This window comes from Streptomyces sp. NPDC046925 (genome assembly GCF_040644915.1).
Classification (GTDB): Bacteria; Actinomycetota; Actinomycetes; order Streptomycetales; family Streptomycetaceae; genus Streptomyces.
This window is the reverse complement of record NZ_JBEYWZ010000015.1, coordinates 171,323-183,727: the sequence shown is the minus strand read 5'-3', so window position 1 is coordinate 183,727 and position 12,405 is coordinate 171,323. Positions and strand designations below refer to the sequence as shown.

The window sequence follows — 12,405 nt, the reverse complement described above, 5'->3', positions numbered from 1 at the left end:
GAGCCAAGCCCGCCGGCGGAACGGATACGGCTTCACCGCTCCACCGCCTCGGCTGGCAGAGGCCGCGCCCGCCCTCGATGCGGACGCCGGCCAGCCTCCCCCAACCCACCGGCAGCCCTGCGGAAAAGCACCGCTGTCCTGCACGGCGTGAGCTTCGAGAGCCGGAGTGTTGGCACGGGAGAGCGCGTCGGACCCCTGCACCCCGTCCGCGGGTATGACGCTTCCTCAAAGATTCGGGTGTGCTTCAGAGTCGTGAACTGAATTGCGGCTTCCAAGGGGCACTGTCCACCTGATGTCGGGGCAGTGGCGTCCGACGGCGATCGTCAGACTCGCCGCGATCTTTGGGATCGGATATCGGACGGGCCTTCGCGCCGGGCGCCGCAACGATCGGGGTGACGTGAATCCGGAGTGCTGTTATAACGAGCGCGTGGGCATATGGGTTGATACCTTCATCGCGCCGCAAGCGCCTGTGCTGCTGCCGCGGGAGGACTTCGAACGCCTGGTCGTGGACCTCGGCCGGGAGCAGCTCGTGTGTACGCCCTGGATGCTGTTTGCCGGTTCGCTGTGCGTGAATGCCGGTCTGGGCTGGGGCGGCGTCCTGGGGCGGGCCCGGTTCGAGTCGCCGGCGATCGGAACGGAGCTCGTCTTCTCCGAGGTCGGCGTGCCCGGCCCGGACAGTGAACCGCCGCCGTGGGGTGCCTCGGTCGAGCGGGCGGTCCTCCTGGCCCGCGGTGACAATCTCGAGGACGTGGGGCCCGCCCTGCGCAGCGCCCCCTACGGCCTGCAGGACATCGCCGTCACCTTCCACAGCCTCGACTTCACCCACCCTGCGATTCTGGACCACTACTGGTGGCAGGACGAGCGCACCATGCTGGCCTGCTACGCCCTGGCCGCCCCGCAGGACCGGCCGCTGGAAACCGACACCGGCGGCCGCTCCGGGGGCCCCGTACACCCCGTACAGACCTGCATCGTCAACACCTGGAAACACGGCGACGGCCCCGCCTGCCCGGCCATCACAACCGTGGCCGCCCGGCACTTGGATCCCGACCTGATCACCGGCGCCACCTGGGGGTGAGCCAGACCTGCAGCATCCCGGGCGATCTCCAAACGGTATCCAGAGCAGCTACCGGCGATGCCTTGCAACAACGGCCAATCAGCTGGTGATGACAATGGCCGGGTCCTCGGCGGACAATCCGGATCCGGTGGAGGACGAGCACACTCAATCGAGAGATACAGGAGGCCCACCACCCCATGACCTACGGCTTTTTCACGACGGACAGCCGAGTTCCCAACGCCCTGCCCGAGTTTCTTTCCCAGGCATTCGGCGTTCTGATTTGCGAGACGGATGTGTCGGATTTTTCCGAGCTTGAGTCGCGAAACTGGAACGCCCTGGTCACCTGCGATTACGAGCGCCTTGAGGGAGACTTGGCCTGGTCGTTGATCATTTACGCGACCGCGCAGGTGCGGCAGCGTCTCTCCGAGGGGGAACTGGCCGCCCTCTTGGCGCAGCGGCTCGACGCTCCCGTGTTCTTCAGCTCAGCCTGCGGACTGCCGTGGATCAAGCAGGTCGCTGAACCCGGGGCAGCATCACGCTGGCGCGTGTCTTCGATGCGGACACCAGCGCCGCGGGCCTGACCGTAGCAGCAGCGGAATCTCCCATCGCCGCGTTCCCCTCGCTGCCCATCGAGCACTTTCCGGAAGTAGAAGTCAGGCCCTCTTGAGGCCCGAGCGCCGTCGAGGGGCTCGTTCTCACGAGTTTGGATGGCCCCTACCGCCCCAGGGCGCGCCGCTGGCAGAAGTACAAGATGCGCCACACGTCGGCGCCGTCACCGAAACTCCTGACGCTCCGGGAGCCTGCTGCTCGGCCTGTACGACTCGACCGGGCGCCTGCATTACACGGGACAAACCACTCGCCCACCCGGGCGGCCCGCGGCGCACTGTCCGGCCTGCTGGAACCCGCCTCCCCGGGCCACCTCTGGACCGGCTGGTCATTCTCCGCAGGATGGGGCACCAAAAAGAAACTGCAGGTCACGCTGGTGCGACCCGAGACGGGGGTGGAGGTGGACGTCGATGTGGCCAGGGACGCGGCCGGCTGCTGGCACCGCCCCGCACGCCTGCACCGCATTCGGGCCGAGATGCATCCGATGCACGTGCCGAAGGCCGCTGAATAGAACGGGCCCGCGTTGACGGCATCACGTCGAACCCCGAGGGGTCACCCCGCGGCATCAACCAGTCGTGCAAGCTCGGCCTCGGCAGTCTCGGCCACGAGACGAATGGCGAAGGTGTATCCCGCATCGCAGAACACCAGTGCAAGGTCAGCGGACGTCAAGCGGCGAAAGACGGTCGCTAGCCAGATCGCGTCCTCCAACCGGACGTCCGCCCTCGTCGCCGAATGGGGAGAGATAGTGACCGTGGCGGCGGGGCACGGGTGGGGCATCCTCGGCCTGCAGTGCTGACCGGGGCCCGCCCACCTCGCCGCCGCAACGCTCCTGCAGGTTCCCGAGACAACCCCGCGCGCACAGCCTCTACGGCGGCCCACGCACGTCTCGCGATCATGCCCCAACTCGTATTTTCCGTCGCCTTCCCCAGTTGAGAAACGGGCTCTCCCCGAGCTGCTCACTAAAGGCCCACGAGCATGCAACGGCGATGAAGTCGTGGGGTCAATGCGCTCAGCGGGCCCTTGCCGACCTTGACCGCGCTCACACCGCCCTCGTCGCCGAGACCGGGGGCGGGGACGAGGTGCCGTTCTGGGCGCTGGTGTGGAAGCCGCCCGCGGCCACTGTGCATAGCCGCACGGCGAAGGTATTCGAGACGCTGGGCGACCGCCCCAACTCCGCCCGCAGCTAAGCGATCGCCTCCGCGAGTCGGCCCGGGGCGACGTACGCGCGGATCATCGCCCTCGACCTCGTCGCCCAGGTTGAGCAGCAGGCCAAGCAGGGCGGTATCGAGCAGGCGTGCGCCACCTGGGACCGTGCCATCGACACCATGGCCGCGGTGAAGTCCACCCGGGCCCTCAAGGCGGTCCGCTCACTGCGCGGGGACCTGCGCCAGAACCGGGCCGAGGGCCCGCGGTGCGCGCCGAACTCGACGAGCGCGCCCGCGTCTTCCTCACCCAGCACCGCTGACGAGGAGGGCGGCCGAACACCAGTAGTCAAAGCAGTGCTTACGAATTCGCGGTGGCGAAGTGCGTGCTCGTCACGGCCGTCGGCATCGTCCGCCTGTCCCGTTACGACGTACACGTCCTGGCCCGTCACCAGGAAGTGCACGCCGCCCTCGTCGACTGGCAGACCTTTCAGTCCGGTGCCGGAGTCGGACTGACCAGATTCCGCCACGACGACCCCGTGATCATCACCGGCCGCAAGGGGCCACCCGGAACCACCAACTCCCCGGTGCCGGGAAGGAAGCGAACCGGCTGGTCAGCCGCGAACGCGCCGCCGTCGGGCACGGGTTCGCCCACCTCACGTCCTGGCGCATCCTGACCAAGGTCCGCACGAACGCCCGCCACGCGAGCACCCTCCTGCAGGCCCTCCTCGTCCTCGCGGACACCGGATCCAGAGGTGACCGACGATCCCCCCGCAGTGATCATGATACTGACCGGCAGGAATCCGTTACTCCCGGACCGCACCAGCCCCACCCTCAGCCCCGCGAGCTGCGAAATCAGGATGAAACGATCCCGCGGGTCGTTCGCGGTGTTCGCCGTACCTATCCGGTACCTGAGCGGCGAGCGTCGTCCAGGACGTCACGCAGTGCCCAGTAGGCGGGTTTCGCCTCGTACGCCGCGTCCCAGGGAAGAGCGTTTCCCGGACTGGGGGGATAGTGGCGCAGGTCGGCCGTGGAGCCGTACTTGTCGGTGAAGCCCCAGGTCGCAAACGAGGTGCAGTTGGGTTCTTCGGCGCAGACTGCGAGTTTCCCCGCCAACTGGCGCGCCTGGATGTCCTCTTCGTCCTCGTCGACGAGGACGTCCGCCTCCGAGACCCGGGCCTTCAGGCCGAGCCCGGCCAGAGCCCGGACCTTGCGTCGGAAGACCTCGGGGTCGGTACGGTCGCCGACGGCGTACTCGTGGTCCTGGAAACCGACGCCATCGATCGGAACGCCCCGCTCCTTCAACCGGACCAGCAGCGCGTAGAGGGCATCCCAGCGTGGACCGTCCTCCTCCACCCCGTACTCGTTGAGGTAGAGCACCGCGTGCGGGTCGGCCTCGCGGGCAGCACGGAAGGCGATGTCGATGTACTGCTCGCCCATTGCTTCGAACCACAACTGCGGCCGCACGCCCCGGTTGCCGCCTGCGTAGTCCTCGTCCTCGTCGGACATGGGCTCGTTCACCACGTCCCATTCCGCCACCTTCCCCCGGAAGTGGCCCGCTACCGCGCATATGTGCTCCACCATGACGCGCCTGCGCTGCCCGTGCGTCATCTTTTCGCGCATCCATGCGGGCAGGGCCTCGAACCAGACGAGGGTGTGGGCGTGCACCTTCATCCTGTTGGCCTCGGCGAAGTCCGCCAAGGTGTCGCCTTCCGCGAACGCGAACACGCCGCGCCGGGGTTGGACGAACTGCGGCTTGAAGTCGTTCTCCGGCGTCAGCATGGAGAACTCCTCACCCGCCGTCCGGCGGTAGGCGCTGTCTGTCAGCAAGGGGCCCGCGGCCAGGGCGGTTCCCATACGGATCGGGCGTGGGAGATGCGCCGCCAGATCACGCATCGCATCGCTGGACCGGGGCACGCGCAGACCGGGCGCGTCCACGACGGACATCCGGCCCCCTCCCAGTGACCGCGCATTAAGATTGCTGAGGGTCCAGCCCTTCCCGCGGGCTCCCGCATCCGCGCCGAACCAGATGCGGCCACTGCCGAAGACGTCGTGCGCGGGAACGCTTCCCACGACCCTGCCGTCGGCCTCCAGCACCAGCCTGTTGGCGCGGACTTCGACGGCGAGGCGGACTCCGGGCCCCGGGCCGCTCCCGAAGGTCCGGGTCATCGCAGGTTGGTCGGAGTCCCCGTCCCAGCGGTCGATCCGCAGCCTCCCGCCGACCACGCCGATGCGCACGCCGCGCCGTTCGTAGCGCCATTCGTCGTAGACGACCGGCGTCTGACCGTACAGATGCAGGTAGGCATCCGTGTCATCCGTGCGCCGCAGGGCAGCTTCGATCCGGACATCCCCTCTGAACACCAGGTGGGGACCGCGCAGGTTCACCGGCGGGTTCGGCTGTCCGCCCGTACCGTCCTGGCGTGTGATGCGCCGGTCCAGGGCCGTGATATGTATCCCTGCATCCGTGGGCTTGGCGCCGGCGAAGTGAGCCCAGTCCCTGCCGTTCAGGAGGTCCTTCACAGGTCCCCCCGCAGTCGCGGAGGTGCCGGCACGGTCCCCCGGGACACCAGCGACCAAGGCACACACAACCGCGATGACAGCGCTCTTTCGAAACCGCATGAACAGCAGCACTCCGTATCCCCAGCCCGTCTTGCGACGGCACCGCCTCCCCCAGCCACGCCGTCGCCGAGCACCGTCCTCCCCGGCCGCGGCAAGAACGGCGCGCAACCGATCGCGCCGCCCCGCTGTGACTGATCACCATTGTTCCAGGTGCGAGTGAGGCACCGTCGGCCGAGGACCGATCGGGAACGACGGCCGGAGACCCCCCACCGAAATGGGGTAGCGGATGCACTCTTTGCAGGGTGACGATCTCTCGATACGTGCCGATGAAGGGGCAGCTATGGGCGACATCGCTCCGAGGGAGCTCATCTCTCTCGCCGATGCCGAGGGGAACAGCGTCACCGTCAACGTTCTGGGCCGCGATCCGGGCTGGAGCGCCGGGCTCGACGCCGAGATTGTTGTCAGGACGCCGTTTGTGTCAGGCCGTATTGGCCTGGTGCTGTCAGCCTCGAAACTTGGAAGTTGGGCCACCGCGTTGCACAGGCTCGACGCCGACGAGGATGTCGTGTGGATGGAGTGGGACCGAGGGCCGTCCATCTCCATCCAGCTCACCGGCGAGCGTGACTGTCCGGAGGTGGTCGTGGAGGACGAGTCGGGGTCCATGGTCACCGTGCGGGTGCCACTCGTCCCGCCGGACGACTGGATCGCCGACCACAGGCAACGTCTGCACCAGGTGATGAATCACTGGGTTCCGATGCTTTCAGCGTAGGGAGACAAGTCGCCGCCGGCAGATCAACGCACATCCGGGGGTGAGGAAGGCTTCGTGGATGTCGTCCCGTATCTCCCGGCGGATCCGCAGGCGACAAAACCAGTGCAGATGGGCGAACGCGCGCTCCACGACCCAGCGTTGGGTACCGAGGCCGGAGCCGTGCTCGCTGCCCCGGCGGGCAATCACGGGCTTCACCCCGGGAGCCCGGACGAGGCGACGGTACCTGTCGTGGTCGTATCCACGGTCTCCGAGGACGATGTCGGGCCGGCGCCGGCGACGTCCACGCTTGCCCCGCACGGGTGGGACCGCTTCGATAACCGGGATGAGCTGCGTGACGACGTTGCGGTTGCCGCCGGTCAGATTGACGGCGAGCGGGATACCGGCAACACCGTGTTCTTCCCCTGCTACGTGAAGTCGTTCAGCCGCCGCGAGGACATCCCCCCCTCTACTCGGTCGGCAGACGAGCAAGTGGAAGCGTTCATGGGGTTCATGGAGATCGAGGCGGACCGTGTTCAAGCAGCCCGCCAGCACGACGGGCCCATCGTCCTGGACCGCACCGTAGACGCCCTTCTGGCCCACGCCCACGTCATGGACGAGATGCACGGCTTCGGGGTCGTGCCCGAACTCAGGCGCCGAGTACAGGACCTGCCTCACCTGCAGCCGCACCACACCCTGTACCTGGACGTGGCCCCCGAGTTGTTGCACTTACGGCGCAAAGCGGCCGGGCACCACGAGGTGGAGCCGGAGTACTTCCTCCACGACCCCGCCTTCCTCAGCTACTTCCGTGACTACTTCTGCCGCCCCGCGCGCAGGCCCGTGGGCAGGGAGATGGCCGTGGCCGATGGCGACGGCGATCGTCAGGAGACCGCCGCCGTCGTCCAGGCTCTCTTCGCCTACTGGGCAGGCCGGTGACCGGCGTGGCGACGTACACCACCGCCGCTACTGATCGGCGGCGCGGAAGTCTCCGAACAGCTAGTCGCGGAGGAGTTCGCCCAGGCCGGGTGGCAGGTGGTCTACCTCGGCAGCCACGAGGCCCCCTGGAACGGGTCAGCACAGAGCGGGCGCCTCCGCGCCCACCTTCAGGCCCGCGGCACCGAGTGGGAGGAAGCCGGTGGGGAGGTCCGCTACGTGTGGAACGGGATCCGTTGCCGGGCCGTGCCCCAGGACCGAGTGGAGAAGGCCCTGCGGGAAGTCCTGGGCACGGTGCGGGCGGAGCTCGTGGTGACCTCGCAGGAGGGGGCAGCCGACCTCGCCGTCCTCGCCCGCCGGGCCTCGCGGGTTGCCGGATGGCTGCACTCGGTCTCGGCCAACAGCATGGACGTCCTCCGCGGCGAGCCGCACGTCGCCCTGGCCACGTCGAGGTTCGTCGCCGGGCGTGCCCAGCCCCGGGCCCAAACGCAGCCGGTCGTCTTCTACCCACCCTTCGCGCCGGCCGGAGGCAACGAGCACCTTTTCGCCGCGGGCCACGGCAGGGACGGTCATCCCGCCGGTGGCGTGCTGATGGTCAACCCCATCCCCGTCAAGGGCGCGGCTCTCCTGCACCAGCTGATCCACCGGCTCCCCGGCCACCGGTTCCCCCTCGTCGAGGGATGGTGGGACACCGCCCGCGAGTTCATCGGCTACCCCAACGTCCACTGGGTGCCCCGTACCTGCGCCATGGGACCGATCTGCGCCGCGAACGACCTGCTGCTCGTGCCCTCCCAAGTCGAGGGTGCTTTCCCCCAGGTGATCGTGGAGGCCGGACTCCACGGCGTCGCCACGGTGGGCTCGTCCCGGGGAGGCATCCCCGAGGCGGTCGGGGACGGCGGGGTGATTCTCCACCCGGACGATGTGGACGCCTGGGTGCGGGCGATCGAGTCGGCCGACCGACCCGGCCTCGGCACGAAGGCCCGCTCAGGGACAGTCCCGCTGGTCCGGCCGTGCCTGCCCGAGCTGGCTGCCGCCGGGCTGATCCCCGCCGCAGCAGTCGGCTAGCGGGCCGCGAAGGCGGCCTGGACCTCGTCGGCACGGTCGGTCCACCAGTGCAGCAGTGCCTCGTTCGTCAGGAACATCTCACCGAAGGCGGGGTCCTGGCGGTCGAGGTAGAACTCCAACTGCCAGAAGTCGGTCAGCCGCTTCCACCACAACCGCTTCACGGCGTCGGCAAGGTCGGCCTCGGACAAGTCGATCGCGGACCGGTAGCCGGAGCAGAATGCGGCGATGCGGTCGAGGTCGAAGACGCCGCCGACCCCGAACTGCACCTGCGCGGTCCGCGCGACCTCCTCCCCGTACGGACGGATCCCGAGCCGATCCCAGTCCAGGACCGCCACCACCCGGCCCTCCCGCCGCAGCAGGTTGCGGTACTGGAAGTCACCGTGCGTCCAGCCGTAGGGCCCAGTCGGCTCCTCGCCCTCCGGGCAGGCATCAGCGTGCCGCGCCAAGAGACGGCGTCGGTCGTGCAGGGCCTCGGAAACCGCCTTGTCGAAGTCGGTCACCGGATCGGCCGGTAGATGGCCCAAGAGAGCGACAGCGGCCCGCTCGGCCTCAGCCACATCGCGGACCTTCGCAACCGGCGCCTGCTTCGGGACCGGACCGGGACCGCACCGGCGCAAGCCCTCGTGAAGGTGGCCCAGGAGAGCTCCGAGATCGCGAACCTGGCCGAGCGTGAGGTCTGTCCCCTGCACGTGCTCGCCGTCCACCCAGGTCAGGACGCAGTAGCCGTGACCGTCGGCCTCGACCACGAGATCCCCGCCCTCGGCAGGCAGCGGCGCGGGGACCGGGACGCTCTCACGAGCCAGGTCTACCAGGACCGCGAGGTTTCTGCGGACCTTCGGCAGAGGAGCGTCGGTGACCTCTTTCAATGCGTACGTCCCGACAGCCGTCTCCAGCCGCCAGTTCCGGTTCATCAGGCCATGGGCAAGGAACTGCCGATCGCGGACCTCGCCCAGCCCGAACGCACGGGACAGAGTCGGGAGAGCCGCCGGAAGATCCTCTTCTCTGGTCGCATCCGTCACCCCAAGCACGTTACGCCTAAGCCAATCCGGCACATTCGTTGTCCGGGCGTGCGTATCCCGAAGATGACAACCCTGGCCCTCGCGGCAGCTCAGAGGCGGGCGCCAGGGCGTCCGGCGGCCTCGACGCAGGCCGTCCCGTCGCCCGCGCCGGAGGCAAGCGTGTGCGAACTGAGTCTTCTCGTACGCACCTCGCCATTCCGGCGCCCTACCCGACACGTAATCTGGGACAGATTGGTTCATAATTGCGTTCATTGTGCGGCCACTTGCAGGATCGAGGAGAACCATGGCAGTCATCACGCCCGGACGGGTTTTGCTGACGCTGTCGTCCCTGAGCACGATGTGCGGCGCGTACATCGCCGACTGGAACGACACCCACATCTACAACCCGAACTGGCCACCGCACGCGAAGTTCCACAACGCGCAGACCATGAGCCTGGGGGCCGCACTCGGGGCAACAGGGCTCTGCGCCTTGTGGGGTCGCGGGGACAGCCGTTCGCAGGAGCGCCTCAACCTGGCCGCCGGGGCGGCATCTCTGTACTGGGTCACGCAGCTGTCGGCGATCGCGTACCCGGGCACGGCGTTCATGGATCCGCCGAAGAAGGGCGCCCCTCAGGCGTTCCTCGCCGGGACCACCCTGGCCCTCAACGGGCTGGCGTATGCGCTGGAGCGCCGCAGGCTGCGCAAGTAAACATGCGCGAAGAGGGCCAGCAGACAATCAACGGCACCGGCGGGCACCAACGCGCCACCGCTCAGCCGGAACCCGTCCGGGAATTCTCGAGGCAGGTTCCCGGACGGGTTCTGATTAAAAGCTGCTGATCATGTGACGTCCGGCCGTCGTGCCCGCATGTACGGGGACCATTCCGGAGGGCATCGAGCTGCTGCGACCACGGGGCCGGACTCCCCCGGCGGTCAGGCCGTGCCGGATGGCCCCATCGCCACGCCGTCGCGGGTGACGCTGATGCGTTCACCGTATAGCTGTACGTGTCGACCGGTGGGCTCCAGATCGCCTTCGGCGAGGTCCTCCGTCTCGTCCTGCCCTTCGACGTGTACGGAATAGCGCCACGTCCTGCACTGCGGCTTGGTGTCGGCGTCGTAATCGGGGAACCCGACGATCACCTCCGCACCGACCAGCCCCAGTTCGCGTGCGCCACAGGAGTCGCGAACCCTCACGACGTCCCCCGTTTCGAACCGCGGAGCGGTGGCCGCCTCCATTTCGCCGCACTGGGCGCCGTGCACGGCAGGGTGCAGGAAGGCCCTGCCATCGACCGGCCGTTCCCAGCCGTGCCCGCCCCAGTCGAAGCCAAGTGCGCGCAGGCATTCAGAGGTGGACGCGCGAGGCGTCAGATCGATCTCGAAGTGCAGCATCTGCGGGGTGCGGGGGAAAGGATCCCGAGCGTGCACGGCGACCTCACCGTGGGGTGCGAGAGCCGTACGGAAGTGTTCGGTGAACGCCGCGCTCTCCTCGGGCGACGCTTCGACCCACAGGGCCAGCCAGATGAGCCGATAGGGGGCCAAAACCATTGCCGAGGACTCCGTTGCGGGCAGACGGGCAGAACGAGCTACGTTAAGTGTTTCCGAGCACCCGCCTCAAGACCCTCCAAGCAGGCTCCAGGACGTAGCGATCCACGGCGGTCGGCTGCACTTGGTGCGCGACAGGCTCGTGCCGGCGCGGCCCGCCGTCCGTGGCGGGCTCGGGCTGTTCCGGCGGCGGACCGGACCCAGCGGGTGGCTGTTCCCCCGGCTCGGCTGCGGTCTGCGGGGCGAGAACTCCTGCGGCCTCGTTCAGGGCGTCGCCGGAGTCGCGAGCGTGGCCGCCCCCCGGCCGTGAGGGGGCATAACCCCGAGGGGCAGCGGCACAATGCCGATCATGCACCGGCGCACTGCGCCTGTTGGGCGATTCATCACGCCCGCAGTTGCCGTCCGGCAATGGTTTGGAGAGGTAAAATCGGATGCGATCCGGCGGGCGTCAACCCAGGGAGCGAGCCACCGGCGGCCCGCAACCGCCTGCAGTGTGCGGATCGCGGTGGATGGGGAAGCGGGACGACGTGAAGAGACAGACCACCGTCGAGCATGCGCTGCGAGCGGCGATGCCGAGCGCACTGCTCGAGATCGTTACGGTGACCCTCGGGGAGCAGTACGGCGCCGCGCGCGTCGAATTGCGTTTGGCTGATTACGGGATGAGGTCGCTGCAGGCGGTCGAGACCGTGCCGTTCACGACCAAGCCGGTCATGATCCACGACAGTCCGCAGGGGCGCGCTTTCGGATCTCAGGAAGCCCAGGTCAGTGCTGATCCCGACGGACACGCGGTGACCGTGCACTTCCCGGTGACCGTCCGCGGAGACCGCATGGGGATCTTGTCCGTCACGTTTCCGGAGGATCGTTACGATCGGGCGCTGATTCCGGAGGTCCAGCACATCTGCGAGGTGCTGGGGCACGAGATCCTCGTCGCGGAACGGGACACCGACCTGTATGTGCTGGCCCGGCGAGCGGCACGCTTGACGCTTGCCGCGGAGATGCAGTGGCAGCTGCTGCCGGGCCGGGCCTGTTCCCGCCCCGAGTTCGCCCTCGGGGGCCACCTCGAGCCCGCGTACTCGATCTTCGGAGACAACTTCGACTGGTCCGCGGACGAGGACTATCTGACCCTGACCGTCACCAACGGCATGGGCGAGGGCATTGAGGCCGCCTTGCTCACCAACCTCGTCGTCAACGCCATGCGCAATGCCCGGCGGGCCGGTCTCAGCCTGGCCGACCAGGCCTGCCTCGCCGACCAGGCGGTGTATGCGCAGTACCGCGGTGCGGCGCACGTCTCGGTGCTGCTGCTGCGCTTCGACCTGGCGACCGGTGAGGTCGAGGCCGTGGATGCCGGATCTCCCCGGCTGTGGCGGCTGCGGGACAAGAAAGTCGACGCCATGTACCTGGAGGCTCAGTTCCCTTTGGGCATGTTCGAGGACACGGAGTACACCTCCCAGCACTTTCCGGTGCTCCCCGGCGACCGTCTTCTGATCGGTAGCGACGGCGTCTATGACACCCTCTCCTCGGCCAGCGAGAGGTACGGAGAGCGAGCGCTGGCGCGGTCGCTGACGGCCACCAGCTTGCTCCCGCCCCCGCAGGTGCCCGGAGCCATCTTGCGTGAGCTCTCCACGTACCGGGGTGAGACCCCTCTTGACGACGATGCGCTGGTCGTCTGCCTCGACTGGTACGGGCGCCCGGAAATCGGTTAGCGGGCCGAGCTCGCCGCGTGCGGCGGCGTACAGCCGCGTACGGCCGCGTCGCCGGTTCCAC

12 protein-coding genes and 1 pseudogene are annotated in these 12,405 nt (G+C 68.4%); 9 read left to right on the top strand and 4 right to left on the bottom strand.

Annotation, left to right across the window (positions count from 1 at the left end):
• Positions 1-427: 427 nt before the first annotated feature.
• The 4 genes from ABZ906_RS39675 to ABZ906_RS39660 all read left to right on the top strand — a co-directional run bounded on the left by ABZ906_RS39675 (position 428) and on the right by ABZ906_RS39660 (position 3,479).
• Positions 428-1,075 carry a hypothetical protein gene (locus ABZ906_RS39675; RefSeq protein WP_361391065.1) on the top strand — a complete coding sequence of 216 codons (648 nt, stop codon included), beginning with the start codon at positions 428-430 and terminating at the stop codon, positions 1,073-1,075.
• A 176-nt stretch (positions 1,076-1,251) separates the two neighbouring features.
• Positions 1,252-1,635, top strand: a complete 384-nt coding sequence (locus tag ABZ906_RS39670) for a hypothetical protein (protein WP_361391062.1) — start codon at positions 1,252-1,254, stop codon at positions 1,633-1,635.
• Positions 1,636-2,646: 1,011 nt separating this feature from the next.
• Positions 2,647-2,847, top strand: coding sequence for a hypothetical protein (locus ABZ906_RS39665; protein WP_361391059.1), 201 nt, complete (start codon positions 2,647-2,649; stop codon positions 2,845-2,847).
• 329 nt (positions 2,848-3,176) lie between these two features.
• Positions 3,177-3,479, top strand: coding sequence for a hypothetical protein (locus ABZ906_RS39660; protein WP_361391056.1), 303 nt, complete (start codon positions 3,177-3,179; stop codon positions 3,477-3,479).
• Positions 3,480-3,702: 223 nt separating this feature from the next.
• On the opposite strand, the gene ABZ906_RS39655 is transcribed toward ABZ906_RS39660, so the two are convergent.
• On the bottom strand, positions 3,703-5,322 hold the full coding sequence (locus ABZ906_RS39655) for an endo-1,4-beta-xylanase (protein ID WP_361391054.1): 1,620 nt from the start codon (positions 5,320-5,322) through the stop codon (positions 3,703-3,705).
• 379 nt (positions 5,323-5,701) lie between these two features.
• Here ABZ906_RS39655 and ABZ906_RS39650 point away from each other — a divergent pair, with 379 nt between their 5' ends.
• On the top strand, positions 5,702-6,130 hold the full coding sequence (locus ABZ906_RS39650) for a DUF5959 family protein (protein ID WP_361391051.1): 429 nt from the start codon (positions 5,702-5,704) through the stop codon (positions 6,128-6,130).
• On the opposite strand, the pseudogene ABZ906_RS39645 reads toward ABZ906_RS39650, so the two are convergent.
• A pseudogene (locus ABZ906_RS39645) lies at positions 6,122-6,511 on the bottom strand (transposase); the annotation flags it as partial. The gene ABZ906_RS39650 and the pseudogene ABZ906_RS39645 overlap by 9 nt on opposite strands.
• A gap of 207 nt (positions 6,512-6,718) precedes the next feature.
• On the opposite strand from ABZ906_RS39645, the gene ABZ906_RS39640 reads away from it, so the two are divergent.
• Both ABZ906_RS39640 and ABZ906_RS39635 read left to right on the top strand, forming a co-directional pair.
• Positions 6,719-7,042, top strand: a complete 324-nt coding sequence (locus tag ABZ906_RS39640) for a hypothetical protein (protein WP_361391048.1) — start codon at positions 6,719-6,721, stop codon at positions 7,040-7,042.
• Between the two features lie 243 nt (positions 7,043-7,285).
• The gene (locus ABZ906_RS39635) at positions 7,286-8,104 is read left to right on the top strand and encodes a glycosyltransferase (RefSeq protein ID WP_361391045.1); all 819 of its coding nucleotides are present in this window, start codon (positions 7,286-7,288) and stop codon (positions 8,102-8,104) included.
• On the opposite strand, the gene ABZ906_RS39630 is transcribed toward ABZ906_RS39635, so the two are convergent.
• The gene (locus ABZ906_RS39630; protein ID WP_361391042.1) at positions 8,101-9,123 is read right to left on the bottom strand and encodes a phosphotransferase; all 1,023 of its coding nucleotides are present in this window, start codon (positions 9,121-9,123) and stop codon (positions 8,101-8,103) included. The genes ABZ906_RS39635 and ABZ906_RS39630 overlap by 4 nt on opposite strands.
• 283 nt (positions 9,124-9,406) lie before the next feature.
• Here ABZ906_RS39630 and ABZ906_RS39625 point away from each other — a divergent pair, with 283 nt between their 5' ends.
• Entirely contained in the window at positions 9,407-9,811 is a 405-nt protein-coding gene (locus ABZ906_RS39625) for a DUF6640 family protein (protein WP_361191366.1), read from the top strand.
• 221 nt (positions 9,812-10,032) lie between these two features.
• On the opposite strand, the gene ABZ906_RS39620 is transcribed toward ABZ906_RS39625, so the two are convergent.
• Positions 10,033-10,644, bottom strand: coding sequence for a hypothetical protein (locus ABZ906_RS39620; protein WP_361391039.1), 612 nt, complete (start codon positions 10,642-10,644; stop codon positions 10,033-10,035).
• Positions 10,645-11,210: 566 nt separating this feature from the next.
• Between ABZ906_RS39620 and ABZ906_RS39615 the strand changes: the two genes are divergently transcribed.
• Positions 11,211-12,344 carry a PP2C family protein-serine/threonine phosphatase gene (locus ABZ906_RS39615; RefSeq protein ID WP_361391165.1) on the top strand — a complete coding sequence of 378 codons (1,134 nt, stop codon included), beginning with the start codon at positions 11,211-11,213 and terminating at the stop codon, positions 12,342-12,344.
• Positions 12,345-12,405: the final 61 nt, after the last annotated feature.